Source organism: Acidovorax sp. M2(2025) (assembly GCF_049330835.1).
Classification (GTDB): domain Bacteria; phylum Pseudomonadota; class Gammaproteobacteria; order Burkholderiales; family Burkholderiaceae_C; genus Acidovorax.
Genome location: NZ_CP186262.1, coordinates 2,862,535 through 2,879,452 on the forward strand (window position 1 = coordinate 2,862,535; position 16,918 = coordinate 2,879,452).

General features: G+C 67.2%; 14 protein-coding genes. 6 read left to right on the forward strand and 8 right to left on the reverse strand.

Annotation, left to right across the window (positions count from 1 at the left end; all coding sequences use genetic code 11):
• Positions 1-3: 3 nt before the first annotated feature.
• Genes ACOYR3_RS13310 through aceE form a run of 4 tightly spaced genes read right to left on the reverse strand, consistent with a single transcriptional unit; the run spans position 4 to position 6,568 of the window.
• Positions 4-228: a DUF3079 domain-containing protein gene (locus ACOYR3_RS13310; RefSeq protein ID WP_422842850.1), complete on the reverse strand. Its 225-nt coding sequence runs from the start codon at positions 226-228 to the stop codon at positions 4-6.
• A 39-nt stretch (positions 229-267) separates the two neighbouring features.
• On the reverse strand, positions 268-2,118 hold the full coding sequence (gene lpdA, locus ACOYR3_RS13315) for a dihydrolipoyl dehydrogenase (RefSeq protein ID WP_422842851.1): 1,851 nt from the start codon (positions 2,116-2,118) through the stop codon (positions 268-270).
• A 16-nt stretch (positions 2,119-2,134) separates the two neighbouring features.
• Positions 2,135-3,838 carry a dihydrolipoyllysine-residue acetyltransferase gene (gene aceF / locus ACOYR3_RS13320; protein ID WP_422842852.1) on the reverse strand — a complete coding sequence of 568 codons (1,704 nt, stop codon included), beginning with the start codon at positions 3,836-3,838 and terminating at the stop codon, positions 2,135-2,137.
• Between the two features lie 21 nt (positions 3,839-3,859).
• On the reverse strand, positions 3,860-6,568 hold the full coding sequence (gene aceE / locus ACOYR3_RS13325; RefSeq protein WP_422842853.1) for a pyruvate dehydrogenase (acetyl-transferring), homodimeric type: 2,709 nt from the start codon (positions 6,566-6,568) through the stop codon (positions 3,860-3,862).
• Positions 6,569-6,736: 168 nt separating this feature from the next.
• Here aceE and ACOYR3_RS13330 point away from each other — a divergent pair, with 168 nt between their 5' ends.
• The 5 genes from ACOYR3_RS13330 (at position 6,737) to ACOYR3_RS13350 (ending at position 13,726) form a co-directional block, all read left to right on the forward strand.
• Positions 6,737-9,298, forward strand: coding sequence for a PAS domain S-box protein (locus tag ACOYR3_RS13330; RefSeq protein WP_422842854.1), 2,562 nt, complete (start codon positions 6,737-6,739; stop codon positions 9,296-9,298).
• A complete protein-coding gene (locus tag ACOYR3_RS13335) occupies positions 9,295-9,921 on the forward strand; it encodes a response regulator transcription factor (protein WP_422842855.1) in 627 nt (208 codons plus the stop codon). Before ACOYR3_RS13330 ends, ACOYR3_RS13335 begins: the two co-directional genes overlap by 4 nt.
• Positions 9,922-9,996: 75 nt before the next feature.
• A complete protein-coding gene (gene folD / locus ACOYR3_RS13340; protein WP_422842856.1) occupies positions 9,997-10,851 on the forward strand; it encodes a bifunctional methylenetetrahydrofolate dehydrogenase/methenyltetrahydrofolate cyclohydrolase FolD in 855 nt (284 codons plus the stop codon).
• A 114-nt stretch (positions 10,852-10,965) separates the two neighbouring features.
• A complete protein-coding gene (locus tag ACOYR3_RS13345; protein WP_422842857.1) occupies positions 10,966-13,035 on the forward strand; it encodes a M3 family metallopeptidase in 2,070 nt (689 codons plus the stop codon).
• A gap of 34 nt (positions 13,036-13,069) precedes the next feature.
• A complete protein-coding gene (locus tag ACOYR3_RS13350) occupies positions 13,070-13,726 on the forward strand; it encodes a glutaredoxin family protein (RefSeq protein WP_422842858.1) in 657 nt (218 codons plus the stop codon).
• Positions 13,727-13,834: 108 nt separating this feature from the next.
• Here the strand turns inward: ACOYR3_RS13350 and rpiA are convergent, their stop codons facing one another.
• Positions 13,835-14,524 carry a ribose-5-phosphate isomerase RpiA gene (gene rpiA, locus ACOYR3_RS13355; RefSeq protein WP_422842859.1) on the reverse strand — a complete coding sequence of 230 codons (690 nt, stop codon included), beginning with the start codon at positions 14,522-14,524 and terminating at the stop codon, positions 13,835-13,837.
• Between the two features lie 37 nt (positions 14,525-14,561).
• On the opposite strand from rpiA, the gene ACOYR3_RS13360 reads away from it, so the two are divergent.
• Complete coding sequence (locus tag ACOYR3_RS13360; protein WP_422842860.1) at positions 14,562-15,617, forward strand: quinone-dependent dihydroorotate dehydrogenase; 1,056 nt, start codon at positions 14,562-14,564, stop codon at positions 15,615-15,617.
• 103 nt (positions 15,618-15,720) lie between these two features.
• On the opposite strand, the gene ACOYR3_RS13365 is transcribed toward ACOYR3_RS13360, so the two are convergent.
• The 3 genes from ACOYR3_RS13365 to ACOYR3_RS13375 are packed head-to-tail and all read right to left on the reverse strand — an operon-like array spanning position 15,721 to position 16,787.
• On the reverse strand, positions 15,721-16,053 hold the full coding sequence (locus ACOYR3_RS13365; protein WP_422842861.1) for a hypothetical protein: 333 nt from the start codon (positions 16,051-16,053) through the stop codon (positions 15,721-15,723).
• Positions 16,053-16,448: a phage holin family protein gene (locus tag ACOYR3_RS13370; RefSeq protein ID WP_422842862.1), complete on the reverse strand. Its 396-nt coding sequence runs from the start codon at positions 16,446-16,448 to the stop codon at positions 16,053-16,055. Before ACOYR3_RS13370 ends, ACOYR3_RS13365 begins: the two co-directional genes overlap by 1 nt.
• 45 nt (positions 16,449-16,493) lie before the next feature.
• Positions 16,494-16,787 (reverse strand): DUF883 family protein, encoded by a 294-nt coding sequence (locus ACOYR3_RS13375; RefSeq protein WP_422842863.1) that lies wholly within the window; start codon positions 16,785-16,787, stop codon positions 16,494-16,496.
• Between the last annotated feature and the right edge of the window lie 131 nt (positions 16,788-16,918).

Genomic DNA, 16,918 nt, shown 5'->3' on the forward strand with positions numbered 1-16,918 from the left:
CTCTCAGAACGTGTTTGCGTCCGCTAACGGTGGGGGTGGGGGTGGCGAAGCCGCTTCGGCCTCCAGCCCCCACTGGTCCCAGTCGTCGCCAAACAGCTCGGCCGGATGCTGGGTGCGGTCCGATCCGTTGCCGCACCGCATGGACTTGGCCGGGCAGTAGAGGTCGCATCCCCAGCACACCCGCTCGGGGTGGGCGGGGGCTTTGGGGAACCTCTTGACGGCGGCCATGGCGGCGATCTCAGGCAGGCGGCGGCGGTGAGAAGGCCCCTACTTTTTTTGCGGCGGCACGTCCGTGCAGCTGCCGTGCGCAATCTCCGCCGCCATGCCGATGCTTTCGCCCAGCGTGGGGTGCGGGTGGATGGTCTTGCCGATGTCCACGGCGTCGGCGCCCATCTCGATGGCCAGGGCGATCTCGCCGATCATGTCGCCGGCATGCGTGCCCACGATGCCGCCGCCCAGGATCTTGCCGTGGCCATGGGCCTCGGGCGAGTCGTCGAACAGCAGCTTGGTGTAGCCCTCGTCGCGGCCGTTGGCGATGGCACGGCCGGAGGCCGTCCAGGGGAACAGGCCCTTCTTGACCTTGATGCCCTGGGCCTTGGCCTGGTCTTCCGTCAGACCCACCCAGGCCACCTCGGGGTCGGTGTAGGCCACGCTCGGGATCACGCGGGCGTTGAACGCGGCGGAGGCCAGCTCCTTGTTACCCTGCAGTTCGCCGGCGATGACCTCTGCCGCCACGTGCGCCTCATGCACCGCCTTGTGCGCCAGCATGGGCTGGCCCACGATGTCGCCGATGGCGAAGATGTGCGGCACGTTGGTGCGCATCTGGATGTCGACGTTGATGAAGCCACGGTCTGTGACGGCCACGCCGGCCTTTTCAGCGGCAATCTTCTTGCCGTTGGGCGTGCGGCCCACGGCTTGCAGCACCAGGTCGTACACCTGCGGCTCGGGCACCGTCACGCCGTCCTTGGCGGGCGCGAAGCTCACCTTGATGCCTTCGGGCGTGGCCTCGGCCGCCACCGTCTTGGTGTTGAGCATGATGTTGTCGAAGCGCTTGGCATTCATCTTCTGCCACACCTTGACCAGGTCGCGGTCGGCGCCCTGCATCAGGCCGTCCATCATCTCGACCACATCCAGGCGCGCGCCCAGCGTGCTGTACACGGTGCCCATTTCCAGGCCGATGATGCCGCCGCCCAGGATGAGCATGCGCTTGGGGACACCCTGCAGCGCCAGCGCGCCGGTGGAATCGACCACGCGCGGGTCGTCGGGCATGAACGGCAGGCGCACGGCCTGGCTGCCGGCGGCGATGATGGCCTTCTTGAACGCCACCACCTTGGTGGTGCCGGTCTTGTCCTGGCCCGTGCCGGTGGTCTCTTCCACTTCCAGGTGGTTGGCACCCACGAAGTGGCCGTAGCCCCGCACCACCGTCACCTTGCGCATCTTGGCCATGGCGGCCAGGCCGCCGGTCAGCTTGCCGATGACTTTCTCCTTGTGGCCGCGCAGCGTGTCGACGTTGACCTGCGGTGCGCCAAAGTCGATGCCCGCGGCGGAGAGGTGCGACACCTCGTCCATCACAGCCGCCACGTGCAGCAGCGCCTTGGAGGGAATGCAGCCCACGTTCAGGCACACGCCGCCCAGGGTGGCGTAGCGCTCGACCAGCACCACCTTCAGGCCCAGATCGGCCGCGCGGAAGGCGGCCGAATAGCCGCCAGGGCCGCCGCCCAGCACGAGCACGTCGCAATCCAGATCGGCGGAGCCGCCGAAACTGGATGCTACTGGATTGATAGCTGCTTGCGCTTGCGTGGCGGTCGCTGGAGCCGCTTTTGGCTCAGATGCCGCCGGAGCGGGCGCCGCCACCGGTGCCGCAGGAGCAGCGCCGGCGCCTTCCACTTCCAGCGTGAGGACGACGGAGCCTTCGGCGACCTTGTCGCCCAGCTTCACTTTCAGCTCTTTGACCACGCCCGCGTGGCTGGACGGGATCTCCATGGAGGCCTTGTCGGACTCCACGGTGATCAGGCTCTGCTCGGCCTTGATGGCGTCGCCGGGCTTGACCAGCACTTCGATCACGCCCACTTCGGCGAAGTCGCCGATGTCGGGCACCTTGATGTCGATGATTGCCATGTGTTGTGCCCCCGCGTTACATCACGATGCGGCGGAAGTCCGCCAGCAGCGAGGCAAAGTACACGTTGAAGCGTGCGGCTGCGGCGCCGTCGATCACGCGGTGGTCCCAGCTGAGCGACAGCGGCAGCATCAGGCGCGGCGCGAACTGCTTGCCGTCCCACTTGGGCTCCAGGCTGCTCTTGCACACGCCCATGATGGCGACTTCAGGCGCGTTGATGATGGGCGTGAAGTAACGCCCGCCAATGCCCCCCAGCGAGCTGATGGAGAAGCAGCCGCCCTGCATGTCTGCCGGAGCCAGCTTGCCCTCTCGCGCCTTGGCGGCGAGTTCGCCCATCTCCTTGCTGATCTGCACGATGCCCTTCTGGTCGGCGTCCTTGATGACAGGCACCACCAGGCCGTTGGGCGTGTCGGCCGCAAAGCCGATGTGGAAGTAGTTCTTCAGCACCAGTTGGTCGCCGTCGAGCGAGCTGTTGAACTCGGGGAACTTCCTGAGCGCGGCGACGGCGGCCTTGATCATGAAGGCCAGCATGGTGACCTTGACGCCGCTCTTCTCGTTCTCCTTGTTGAACTGCACGCGGAAGGCTTCCAGGTCGGTGATGTCCGCGTCGTCATGGTTGGTGACGTGCGGGATGACGACCCAGTTGCGGTGCAGGTTGGCGCCGCTGATCTTCTTGATGCGCGAGAGGTCCTTGCGCTCGACGGGGCCGAACTTGGCAAAGTCCACCTTGGGCCAGGGCAGCAGGTCCAGGCCCGCGCCGGAACCGCCGGAGGCCGCTGCAGGGGCCTTCGCCGCCTGGGCCTTGGTCTGCACCGCGCCGGTCATCACCTGCCGGGTGAAGGCCTGCACGTCTTCGGCCGTGATGCGGCCCTTGGGGCCGGAGCCCTTGACCTCTTCGAGCGGCACCCCCAGCTCGCGGGCGAACTTGCGCACCGAGGGGCTGGCGTGCGGCAGGCCCAGGGGGGCGCTGCCCGGGGTGTGGGCCGGCGCTGCGGCCGTAGCAGCCACAGCGGCGGCGGGTGCAGCAGCCGCCATGGCAGGCGCTGCAGGCGCAGCCGCCGGGGCAGCAGCAGCAGCAGCAGCAGGGGCTGCCACGGGTGCTGGCGCAGCCGCTGCGGGCGCGGCAGACACCGCGCCTTCCAGCACGGCCACCAGGTCACCGATGTTGACGGTGTCGCCCAGCTTGACCTTCAGTTCCTTGAGCACGCCCGCAGCGGGCGACGGGATTTCCATGGAAGCCTTGTCGGACTCCACGGTGAACAGGGACTGTTCCACCTTGACGGTGTCGCCGGGCTTGACCAGCAGCTCGATCACGGCCACATCCTTGAAGTCGCCGATGTCGGGCACGCGCACTTCGATGGGGCCGGAGGCGGCAGGGGCCGCTGTAGCAGGCGCTGCGGGAGCGGCAGGTGCCGCAGCCGGCGCCGCCACCGGGGCCGCTGCGGGCGCGAGCGCCGCAGCCGGGGCCGCCGCTGCACCGGCGTCGGCCGCCTCGATCACGGCGATCACGGAGCCCTCTTTGACCTTGTCGCCCAGCGCGACCTTCAGTTCCTTGATCACGCCAGCGTGGCTGGACGGGATCTCCATGGAGGCCTTGTCGGACTCCACGGTAATGAGGCTTTGCTCGGCCTTGACGGTGTCGCCCACCTTCACGAGCAGTTCGATCACGCCGACTTCGTCGAAATCCCCGATGTCCGGGACCTTGATGTCTACCAATGCCATTTCGGTTGTCTCCGGTGGGTTTTATGCGTACAGCGGGTTGGTCTTGTCGGCGTTGATGCCGTACTTGGCAATGGCCTCGGCGACCTTGGCCATGGGCAGCACGCCGTCTTCGGCCAGCGACTTGAGAGCGGCCACGACGATGTAGTGGCGGTTCACCTCGAAGTGCTCGCGCAGCTTGCTGCGGAAGTCCGAGCGGCCAAAGCCGTCGGTGCCCAGCACGCGGTAGGTGCGGCCCTTGGGGATGAAGGGGCGGATCTGCTCGGCATAGGCCTTCATGTAGTCGGTGGATGCCACCACGGGGCCGCTGCGCGTGGACAGCTGCTGCGTGACGAACGGCACGCGCGGCGTTTCCAGCGGGTGCAGCAGGTTCCAGCGGTCGGCGTCCTGGCCTTCGCGGGTGAGCTCGTTGAAGCTGGGGCAGCTCCACACGTCCGCCTGCACGCCCCAGTCGGCGGCCAGCAGGGTCTGCGCTTCCAGCGACTCGCGCAGGATGGTGCCCGAGCCCAGCAGCTGCACGCGCTTGTCGCCGTCGGCGCCGGGCTTGCACAGGTACATGCCCTTGATGATCTGCTCTTCCGTGCCGGCGATGAGGCCGGGCATGGCGTAGTTCTCGTTCAGCAGCGTCAGGTAGTAGTAGACGTTTTCCTGGCGCTCCACCATGCGCTTGAGGCCGTGGTGCATGATCACCGCCACTTCGTGCGCGAAGGTGGGGTCGTAGCTCACGCAGTTGGGAATGGTGTTGGCCAGGATGTGGCTGTGGCCGTCTTCGTGCTGCAGGCCTTCGCCATTGAGCGTGGTACGGCCCGAGGTGCCGCCCAGCAGGAAGCCGCGCGCCTGCATGTCGCCCGCCGCCCAGGCCAGGTCGCCGATGCGCTGGAAGCCGAACATCGAGTAGTACACGTAGAACGGGATCATGATCCGGTTGTTCGTGCTGTAGGAGGTGGCCGCGGCGATCCAGCTGGCCATGCCGCCGGCTTCGTTGATGCCCTCTTGCAGGATCTGGCCGGCTTTGTCTTCCTTGTAGTACATCACCTGGTCGCGGTCGACCGGGGTGTACAGCTGGCCCTTGGGGTTGTAGATGCCGATCTGGCGGAACAGGCCTTCCATGCCGAAGGTGCGGGCCTCGTCCACCAGGATGGGCACCACGCGCGGGCCCAGGGCCTGGTCGCGCAGCAGCTGGGTGAGGAAGCGCACATAGGCCTGGGTGGTGGAGATCTCGCGGCCTTCGGCGGTGGGCTCCAGCACGGACTTGAAGGTCTCGAGCGACGGCACGGTGAAGTGTTCGTCGGCCTTCACGCGGCGGTGCGGCAGGTAGCCGCCCAGGGCTTGGCGGCGCTCGTGCAGGTACTTCATTTCCGGCGTGTCGTCGGCCGGCTTGTAGTACGGGATCTCGGCCAGCTGGCTGTCGGGGATGGGAATGTTGAAGCGGTCGCGGATGTACTTGATGTCCTCGTCCGACAGCTTCTTGGTCTGGTGCACGGTGTTCTTGCCCTCACCGGCCTTGCCCATGCCATAGCCCTTGACGGTCTTGACCAGCAGCACCGTGGGCTGGCCCTTGTGCTCGTTGGCGGCGTGGAAGGCGGCATACACCTTGGCGGGCTCGTGGCCGCCGCGGCGCAGTTCGAACACCTCTTCGTCGGTCATGTGCTCGACGAGCTTGAGCGTCTCGGGGTACTTGCCAAAGAAGTTCTTGCGCACAAAGGCGCCGTCGTTGGCCTTCATGGCCTGGTAGTCGCCGTCCAGCGTCTCCATCATCAATGCTTTTAGCTTGCCGCTCTTGTCGCGGCGCAGCAGCTCGTCCCAGCCATTGCCCCACAGCAGCTTGATCACGTTCCAGCCAGAGCCGCGGAACTCGCTTTCGAGCTCCTGCACGATCTTGCCGTTGCCGCGCACCGGGCCGTCCAGGCGCTGCAGGTTGCAGTTGACGACGAACACCAGGTTGTCGAGGTTTTCGCGCGCGGCCAGGCCGATGGCGCCCAGCGATTCGGGCTCGTCCATCTCGCCGTCGCCGCAGAACACCCAGACCTTGCGGTTTTCGGTGTTGGCAATGCCGCGGGCATGCAGGTACTTGAGGAAGCGCGCCTGGTAGATGGCCATCAGCGGGCCCAGACCCATCGACACCGTGGGGAACTGCCAGAACTCGGGCATCAGCTTGGGGTGGGGGTAGCTGGACAGGCCCTTGCCGTCCACTTCCTGGCGGAAGCTGTCGAGCTGCTCTTCCGTCAGGCGCCCTTCCAGGAAGGCCCGCGCGTAGATGCCGGGGGCGCTGTGGCCCTGGATGTACAGCAGGTCGCCGCCGTGGCCTTCGCTCTCGGCGTGCCAGAAGTGGTTGAAGCCGGCGCCAAACATGCTGGCCACCGAGGCAAAGGAGCCGATGTGGCCGCCCAGGTCGCCGCCGTCCGCCGGATTCAAGCGGTTGGCGCGCACCACCATGGCCATGGCGTTCCAGCGCATGTAGGCGCGCAGGCGCTTTTCGATGGCGATGTTGCCGGGGCAGTGGGCTTCCTGCTCGGGCTCGATGGTGTTCACGTAGCCGGTGTTGGCCGAGAACGGCATGTCGATGCTGCTCTGCCGCGCGTGTTCAAGCAACTGCTCCAGCAACGAGTGGGCGCGCTCCGGGCCTTCTTTTTCAATGACGGCGGACAGGGCGTCCATCCATTCGCGGGTTTCCTGCTGGTCTGCATCGGTGCCGATGCCAAGTCCGGCCTGGGGGTCGCGCTGAGCTGACATGCTTTGTCTCCTATAGATGTGGCAGCAATTTAGTACGTTGCCCCTAGTTTCGCACAACTTTTCAAAATTTCAAATTATGCCCTTTGATTTCATATTACAAAATTATTCATTGCCTAAAGGAGGCCAGCCGGGGTCACAGCGCCGCGGCGCTCCCCTACACTTGTGCCCATGGATTCGCAGCTCCCCGCCCCCTCCCCCGCAGCCTCGGTCGTGGCCGCTCCGGCCCGCTGGTGGCGCAAGTGGTGGCGCGGGCTGTCACCCACCCGGCAGGACCGGTTTGCCGCCTTGGCGCCCCTGGCGGCGGTGCTGATGTTCCTCACGGCTATCGTGGCCGCGTTCTGGTATTTGCGGGCCGAGGAGGCCGACCGCGAGCAAGAAGCCCTGCGGCGCGACGTGGAATACGCGCAGCAGCGTGTGCGGCTGCGGCTGCTGGAGCGCCAGGAACAGCTCATGCGCATTGCCCGCGACCTGTCCAACCAGGAGCTGGAGCGCGCCGAGTTTGTGAGCCGCGCCGAGGCGCTGATCAGCCAGTACCCCGAGCTGCAGGCGATTTCCTGGATTGACGAGCGCCGGCGCATCCGGGCCAGCCACGGGGCGCCCACGCTGGCCAGCAGCGAGCTGCGCATCGCGGGCGAGGTGCTCAAGCCCGGCGACACGGCAGACACCTTCGGCCTGGCCCGGGACCTGCAGCAACCCGTGTACGCGCAGCCGGCAGCCACCTCCGGCAACACCGCGCCCCTGCTGCAACTGCAGGTGCCCCTGAACAACCAAGGCAAGTTCAGCGGCGTGGTACTGGGCGAGTACTCGCTGGACAGCCTGCTGCGCTACGGCACGCCCACCGAAGTGCTGGCGCGGTACGCCGTCACGCTGCTGGATGGCAAGAACCAGGTGCTGGCCGGCACCCCGCTTGCGCCCCGCCACAAGGCCACGCAGCTGCTGCCCTGGACCCCGAAGGCCAATGCGTACGAAGTACCCGTCTCGCCCGTGGGCAATGGCCTGGTGCTGCGCGCCCAGGCCTACCGCACCTCGCTGGGCGTGGTCGGCAGCGGGCTGTTCTGGCTGGTGGGGGCCCTGAGCGCAATGACGGCATGGATGCTGATCGCCACCTGGCGCCACACGCGCCGCCGCATGCAGGCGCAGCAGGCCCTGGTGGCGGAAACCAACTTCCGCCGGGCCATGGAGAACTCCATCCTCACCGGCATGCGCGCCCTGGACCTGGAAGGCCGCATCACCTATGTGAACGCCGCCTTCTGCCAGATGACGGGCTGGAGCGAGGCCGAGCTGGTGGGCCTGAAGGCGCCCTTCCCCTACTGGCCCGAGTCCGACCACGAGGCCCTGCACGCGAAGCTGCGCGACGAACTGTCGGGCAAGACCATCCATGGCGGCTTCCAGGTGCGGGTGCGGCGCAAGAGCGGCACCCTGTTCGATGCCCGCCTGTACGTGTCCCCGCTCATCGATGCCTACGGGCAGCAGACGGGCTGGATGACCTCGATGACCGACATCACCGAGCCCAACCGCATCCGCGAGCAGCTTTCGGCCTCGCACGAGCGGTTCACCATCGTCCTGGAGTCGCTGGACGCATCGGTGTCGGTGGCCCCGCTGGGCAGCGAGGAGCTGCTGTTCGCAAACAAGCTCTACCGCCAGTGGTTCGGATCCCAGACCACCGGGCACCTGCAACTGGTGGCGCAGGCCGGCGTGGTACCCGTGGCGGGCACGGACCACTCGGGCATGGACGATGAGGACGGCCTGATGGGCCTGCCCACCGACCCGCTGACCAGCGCCCGCACCGAAAACGCGGAAATCTACCTGCCCGACCTGGGCAAATGGCTGGAGGTGCGCTCGCGCTACCTCAACTGGGTGGACGGCCGGCTGGCCCAGATGGTGATTGCCACGGACATCACGCCCCGCCGCCTGGCCGAAGAGCAGGCCGAACGGCAGGCCGAGCGCGCCCAGTCGGTCAGCCGCCTCATCACCATGGGGGAAATGGCGTCGAGCGTGGCCCACGAGCTGAACCAGCCCCTCACCGCCATCAACAACTATTGCAGCGGCATGGTCTCGCGCATCCAGAGCGGGCAGCTGACCGAAGAGGCCCTGCTGGCCGCCCTGCAAAAGACCGCCCACCAGGCCCAGCGGGCCGGGCAGATCATTCAGCGCATCCGCGCGTTCGTGAAGAAGAGCGAGCCCAACCGCACCCTGGCCGACGTGCACTCCATGGTCAACGAGGCCGTGGAGCTGGCGGACATCGAGCTGCGCCGCCACAACGTCCGCCTCACCCACTACGTGGCCGCCCGGCTGCCGCCGGTGATGGCCGACACCATCCTCATCGAGCAGGTGCTGGTCAACCTGATGAAGAACGGCGCCGAATCCATCCAGCATGCCGGGCGCCCCGCGTCCCGGCGCAGCGTGGAGCTGCGCGTGGTGCCCAAGCAGATCGAAGAGCACCAGGTGGTGGAGTTTTCGGTGCAGGACACCGGCAAGGGCCTGGCTCCCGAGGTGCTGGAGCGGCTGTTCGAAGCCTTCTTCTCCACCAAGAGCGAAGGCATGGGGATGGGGCTCAACCTGTGCCGAAGCATCGTGGAGTCGCACCAGGGCCGGATGCAGGCGGAGAACATCTACAATGGACCGGAGGTCGTTGGTTGCAGGTTCTCCTTCTGGCTGCCGCTTGCCAAGCCTGCCGAAGCCACTACGAATTCGATAGCAAACGAACACAACCCGAGGACAGTTGCATGAGCTTGATTCCGAAAAAAGGCACCGTCTACGTCGTGGATGACGACGAGGCAGTTCGCGACTCCCTGCAGTGGCTGCTGGAGGGCAAGGACTACCGCGTACGCTGCTTTGATTCGGCCGAGACCTTCCTCTCGCGCTACGACCCCCGCGAAGTCGCCTGCCTGATCGTGGACATCCGCATGGGCGGCATGACCGGCCTGGAGTTGCAAGACCGCCTGATCGAGCGCAAGTCGCCCCTGCCCATCGTGTTCATCACCGGCCACGGCGACGTGCCCATGGCCGTGAACACCATGAAGAAGGGCGCGCTGGACTTCATCCAGAAGCCCTTCAACGAAGAAGAGCTGGTGGGTCTGGTCGAGCGCATGCTGGACCACGCGCGCGAGGCCTTCGCCGGATACCAGCAGGCCGCCAGCCGGGACGCCCTGCTCTCCAAGCTCACCAGCCGCGAGGCCCAGGTGCTGGAACGCATCGTGGCGGGCCGCCTGAACAAGCAGATCGCCGACGACCTGGGCATCAGCATCAAGACGGTGGAGGCGCACCGCGCCAATATCATGGAAAAGCTCAACGCCAACACCGTGGCCGACCTGCTCAAGATTGCCCTGGGCCAGAACGCCCCCAAGGCCTGATACTCCTGTTTTTATAGCTGCTTGCGCCCTATCCACGGGCGCCAGAGCCGAATTTGAACCGTACCTCTTGTTGAAATGACAGCCCAACTCATTGACGGCAACGCCCTCTCCCGCCAACTGCGTGCCAATGTGGCGCAACGCGCCGCCGCCCTCACGGCGCGCGGACACCAGCCCGGCCTGGCCGTGATTCTGGTCGGTGAAGACCCCGCCTCGGCGGTGTATGTGCGCAACAAGGTCAAGGCCTGCGAGGACAGCGGCGTGCGCTCGATCTTTGAGAAGTACGACGCCGACCTGACCGAAGCCGCGCTGCTCGAGCGCATTGCCGCGCTCAATGCGGACCCGACCGTGCACGGCATCCTGGTGCAGATGCCGCTGCCCAAGCACATCGACCCGCACAAGGTGATCGAAGCCATCGCCACCTCCAAGGACGTGGACGGCTATTCGGTGCTGTCGGCCGGCGAGCTGATGGCGGGGCTGGAGGGCTTCCGGCCCTGCACCCCCTATGGCAGCATGAAGCTAATCGAGTCCACCGGCCAGTCCCTCAAGGGCAAGCATGCGGTCGTCATCGGCCGCAGCAACACCGTGGGCAAGCCCATGGCCCTGCTCCTGCTGCAGGCCAACGCCACCGTCACCATCACGCACAGCGGCACGCCAGACCTGGGCTACCACACGCGCCAGGCCGACGTCGTGGTGGCCGCAGTCGGCCGTCCGAATACCTTGACGGCGGACATGGTCAAGCCGGGCGCCATCGTGATCGACGTGGGCATCAACCGCAAGGCCGACGGCAAGCTTTGCGGCGACGTGGACTTCGAAGGCGTCAAGGAAGTCGCCGGGTGGATCACCCCCGTGCCTGGCGGGGTCGGCCCCATGACCATTACCATGCTGCTGGTCAACACCATTGAAGCAGCCGAGCGCTGCGCCGGACGCTGACAGGCCCGGGGCGCCCGCGCTGGCGGCGTCCTGGCGCCGACCGCTCGGCCGCCCGCTGACGGGGCGGCCGCCTCGCAACTTGAACCTCTGCCGCCCGGCGCCATCTGACCTCGCATGAGCAATCCCCTCCTCGACTTCTCGGACCTTCCCCATTTCGACCGCATCGCGCCGGAGCACGTGGCCCCGGCCATCGACGTGCTGCTGGAGCGCGCCAACACAGCGCTGGAGACCGTGACGGCGCCGGACTTCCCGGCCGAGTGGAACGCCATCGCCAAGGTGCTGGATGTCGCCACCGAACAGCTGGGCGTTGCCTGGGGCAGCGTCAGCCACCTCAACAGCGTGGCCGACACGCCCGAATTGCGCGCGGCCTACAACGCCGTGCTGCCCAAGGTGACGGAGTTCTGGACCCGGCTGGGGGCCGACGAGCGCCTGTACGCCAAATACAAGGCCATCGATCCCCTCACGCTGACGGCCGAGCAGCGCCAGGCCCGCCAGAATGCCGTGCGCAACTTCGTGCTCAGCGGCGCCGAGCTCACCGGCGCCGCCAAGGAGCGCTTCGCGCAAATCCAGGAGCGCCAGGCCGAACTGAGCCAGAAGTTCAGCGAGAACGCGCTGGACGCCACGGACGCCTACGCCTACTACGCCACGGCCGAGGAGCTCGAAGGTGTTCCGCAGGACGTGCAGCAGGCGGCACGCGAGGCAGCGCAGGCCGACGGGCGGGAGGGCTACAAGCTCACGCTGAAGATGCCGTGCTACCTGCCCGTCATGCAGTTCGCCGCCCGCAGCGACCTGCGCGAGAAGCTCTACCGCGCCTACGTCACCCGCGCCTCCGACCAAGCCGAAGGCGACGCACGCAAGTTTGACAACACGGCCCTGATCCGCGAGATCCTCGCACTGCGGCGCGAGGAGGCCCAGCTGCTGGGCTATGCCAACTTTGGCGAAGTCTCCGTCGTGCCCAAGATGGCCCAGTCTCCGGCACAGGTGACCGGCTTTCTGCGCGACCTGGCCCACCGTGCGCGGCCCTACGCCGAGAAGGACGTGGCCGATCTGCGCGCCTTCGCCGCGCAGCACCTGGGTCTGGCGAACCCGCAGGCCTGGGACTGGCCCTACATCTCGGAAAAGCTCAAGGAAGCGCGCTACGCCTTCAGCGAGCAGGAGGTCAAGGCCTACTTCACTGCCCCCAAGGTGCTGGCGGGCCTGTTCAAGATCATCGAAACCCTGTTCGAGGTGGCCATCCGCCGCGACACCGCCGCGGTCTGGAACCCGGCGGTCGAGTTCTACCGCATCGAGCGCACGCGGCCCGACGGCGGCACGCAGCTGGTGGGCCAGTTCTACCTGGACCAGCCCGCGCGCACCGGCAAGCGCGGCGGCGCCTGGATGGACGATGTGCGCACGCGCTGGCTGCGCCCCGATACCGGCGTGCTGCAAACGCCCGTGGCGCACCTCGTGTGCAACTTTGCCAGCGGCGTGGACGGCAAGCCGCCACTGCTCACCCACGACGACGTCATCACCCTTTTCCACGAGTTCGGCCATGGGCTGCACCATCTGCTCACGCAGGTGAGCGAACGCGACGTGTCGGGCATCGGCGGCGTGGAATGGGATGCCGTGGAGCTGCCCAGCCAGTTCATGGAGAACTTCTGCTGGGAATGGGACGTCCTCAAGCACATGACGGCCCACGTCGACACCGGCGAGCCATTGCCCCGCGCCCTGTTCGACAAGATGATCGCGGCCAAGAACTTCCAGAGCGGCATGCAAACGCTGCGGCAAATCGAGTTTTCGCTGTTCGACATGCTGCTGCACACCGAGCACGACCCGGCGCAGGACATCATGCCGCTGCTGGACGCGGTGCGCCGCGAAGTGGCCGTGCTGCAGCCCCCGGCGTTCAGCCGCACGCCCCACACCTTCAGTCACATCTTTGCGGGCGGCTATGCTGCCGGCTACTACAGCTACAAGTGGGCGGAAGTGCTCAGCGCCGACGCCTACGCAGCGTTTGAAGAAACCGCCGCCAGCGACGGACAGCCCAGCATCGAAACCGGCCGCCGCTACCGGCAAGCCATCCTGGAAGTGGGCGGCAGCCGGCCTGCCATGGAATCGTTCAAGGCCTTCCGCGGACGCGAACCCAGCCTGGACGCGCTGCTGCGCCACCAGGGCATGGCCGGCGCACCGGCCACCGCTGCGGCCTGAACAAGCTGCCGAAGGAACAAGGAGAAAGACCGCCATGCACACGAAGACCACGCCCCTGCCCCTTCTGGCGGCCCTGCTGCTGACCTGCGCCTGCGCTGGCGTGCAAGCCCAAGGCATCTACCGGATCGTCGGCCCGGACGGCAAGGTGACTTTTTCCGACCGTCCGCCGGCCGATGCGGGCGCAAAGCCGCGCGCGGTGGAGCCGGTGGCTCCGGCCGCTGCCGCCGCGGGAGCCAACGGGGCCTTGCCTTACGAACTGCGCCAGGTTGCCAGCCGCTTTCCCGTCACGCTCTACACCGGTGACAATTGCCAGCCCTGTACCGCCGCCCGCAACCTGCTCAGCGCACGGGGCGTCCCCTTCACCGAGCGCACCGTGTCCAGCAACGAAGACATTGCAGCGCTGCAGCGCCTGAGCGGCAGCACGGGGCTGCCCTTCGGCACCATTGGGGGCCAGCAACTGTCGGGCTTCTCCGAACAGGAATGGAGCCAGTACCTGGACGCCGCGGGGTATCCCCAGCAGTCGCAACTGCCCCGCAACCACCGGCAACCCGCGGCCACGCCACTGGTCGCCGTGAAAGCTGCGGAGCCAGCAGCCGCCACGGCCCCTGCGCCCGCAGCCCCCAGTGTCCGGACGCCGCCCCCGGTGACCGACGGCCCCACACCCAGCAATCCGGCAGGCATCCGGTTCTAAAAAAACGGCGCCTGCAAGCGCTGCAGCAAAAAGGGGCCGCTGAGGCCCCTTTTCCTTTGTGCCCCCTGGCACACCCGACCACGCCGGGGCCAGAGCGCCCGCGCTCGCTCAGTAGGTGATGGTTTTCACGCCCTGCGCGGTGCCCAGCAGGCACACCGAAGCCTTCTGGTGGGCAAACACCCCCACGGTGACCACACCCGGCCACTGGTTGACGCGCGACTCAAACGCCAGCGGGTCGGCAATGGCCAGCCCTTTGACATCCAGGATGTGCTGGCCGTTGTCCGTCACCAGTGGCTGCCCATCGCGCAGACGCAGCTGGGCCTGCCCGCCCTCGGCCGCAAACCGGCGCGCGATGTGCGCGGCCGCCATGGGGATGACCTCGACCGGCAGCGGGAACTGCCCGAGCACCGGCACCAGCTTGGATTCGTCGGCAATGCACACGAAACGGCCCGCCAGGGCCGCGACGATCTTCTCGCGGGTCAGTGCCGCGCCCCCGCCCTTGACCATGTAGCCCTTGCCGTCGATCTCGTCCGCACCGTCGATGTAGACGGCCAGCGATTCCACCGCGTTGGCGTCGTACACCGTGATGCCCAGCGCCTTAAGGCGCTCGGTGCTGGCGACGGAGCTGGAAACGGCGCCCTTGATCTGGTCCTTGATGGTGGCCAGCGCGTCAATGAACTTGTTGACGGTGGAGCCGGTGCCGACGCCCACGATCTCGCCGGGCACCACGTATTGCAGCGCGGCCTGGCCTACCAGGGTCTTGAGTTCGTCTTGGGTCAGGGGAGCAGAAGTGGTCATGAGGGAAAATCAGGGGTAATCCGCGAATTATCTCCCCATGTCCCTCATTCCCTACGCATTGACCCGCCCCTTTCTCTTTGGCATGGACGCCGAAGCAGCCCACGAACTCACCATGGACATGCTCGCCCGCGGCCAGCGCACGCCGCTGCAATGGGCCTGGTGCAATGAAACGGTGGACGACCCCGTGGAACTCGCGGGCCTGACCTTCCCCAACCGGGTCGGCCTGGCCGCGGGCCTGGACAAGAATGCACGCTGCATCGATGCCCTGGGCGCCATGGGTTTCGGCTTTGTCGAAGTGGGCACGGTGACGCCCAAGGCGCAGCCGGGCAACCCCAAGCCCCGCATGTTCCGCCTGCCCGAGGCCCGCGCGCTCATCAATCGCCTGGGCTTCAACAACGAGGGGCTGGACGCCTTTCTGTCCAACGTGCAGAAAGCGCGCTTTCGCAGCCAGCCCCGCAAGCACCCGCTGCTGCTGGGCCTGAACATTGGCAAGAACGCCACGACCCCCATCGAGGACGCCACGCGCGACTACCTCACCTGCCTGGAGGGTGTGTACCCCCATGCAGACTATGTCACGGTCAACATCAGCTCGCCCAACACGCAGAACCTGCGGGCCCTGCAAAGCGATGCCGCGCTGGACGGGCTCCTCGAAGCCATCGCCAGCCGCCGGGAGGCGCTGGCCAGCCAGCACGGCCGTCGCGTGCCCGTGTTCGTGAAGATCGCGCCCGACCTCGACGAAGCCCAGGTGGCCGTGATCGCCGCCACGCTGCAGCGCCATGGCATGGATGGCGTGATCGCCACCAACACCACCATCAGCCGCGCGGCGGTCCAAGGGTTGCGCCATGCGGAGGAAACGGGGGGCCTGAGCGGCGCCCCGGTGCTGGAAGCCAGCAACCAGGTCATCCGCCAGCTGCGCGCGGCGCTCGGAAGCCGCTACCCCATCATCGGCGTGGGCGGCATCCTGAGCGCCGAGGACGCCGTCAGCAAGATCCGGGCTGGGGCCGACGTGGTGCAGATCTACACCGGCCTGATCTACGAAGGGCCCGCGCTGGTGGCCCAGGCGGCCCGCGCGATCAAGGCAGCAGGCCGGTAGTTGGCGCCGGCGCCGCCCAGGCGGGGCGGCCGCACCCAAACAAAAAGCCGCCGCACCCGGCAGTGGCTCTTGTCGTGACCTGCAAGGCAGTGCGCGGCGGTGCTCAGCGCCGCAGCCGCATCACCAGCGGCAGCACCACGCCCGCCCAGCGCACCAGCCGGCGCGGCCCGGCCACCAGCGCCACACCCGCCATGGCGGCCACCGCCAGCGGATGCTGGCGCGCAAAGCCTGCGGCCCGCAGCGCCAGCGACTCGTCCGCACCGACAGTGCCTGCGTCGCGCTGCGCCAGCGCCATCGCCTGGGCACGGGCGGCCCGGCGGGCCCGCAGACGTTCGCGTTGCAACGCGATGCGGTCCAGCACTTTTTGCTGGGCGGCCGTGGGCACGGGCACAGGGCCTGGCGAAGCGGAAGGGTCAGAAAGTTGGGGAGAAGTCATCAGAGCCGCTCCTTGATCTCGTGCCAATCCTGGGCCAGCTCCCGGCGGGTCAGCGCAAAGCCATGGCGGGCCTTTTGGGCCACTGACACCAGGGATCCCAGCGCCACAACCCAGCCCAGCAGCCAGACAGCTGCCACCCCCCAGGCCACCGCGGTGCGCTGGGGCGTGTCCCAGAACTGCACCAGGATGGCGGCCGACAGCATGAGGAGCGCCACAACCGTGAGCCCGCCCACCGCAATGGTGAGGACGAGCAGGCGCTGCAGGCGCGCCTTTTGATCCTGCCATTCCAGCCGGGCCAGTTCCATGCGGTCTTCGGCCGCGATGGCGCCTTCGATCACATGGGCGCGCCAGCGCGCTACCAAAGCGTCCAGGCCCAGAAGAGACAGCCAGTTCATCCCAGGCCTCCAGGCAACGGGTGACGCGGAGCCCGCAGGGCCGCTTTAGCGGCGGGCAAGCAGGAACCCCACCAGGGCGCCCACGGCCAGGGCCGCACCGGCCACGCGCCAGGGCTCGTCATGGGCGTAGCGGTCGGCAGCCAGCGCTGCTTCCTTGGCCTGGCGGGCTGCGTCCTGCGCAGCGCGCACGGCAGAATCGCGGACGTTGCTCATGCCATCGTCCAGGCGCTGGCGCAGCAGCTTGATCTCGGGAACCGCATCCAGATCCTTGTTGGCCAGCAGTCCGCGCAGGTCGGAAACCAGTTTTTCCAGTTCGGTGGTGGTATCGGAAGCAGTCATACAAAACCTTTCTTAGCGAAACAAAAAACCCGGCCTTTTTCCTTCTGCCGGCCCCGCCAGACAGAATACAACCTGATCTTAGCCCCGGGGTCGCAATCGCCCCGTAGGACGGGGACGCAAGAGGTTACCGA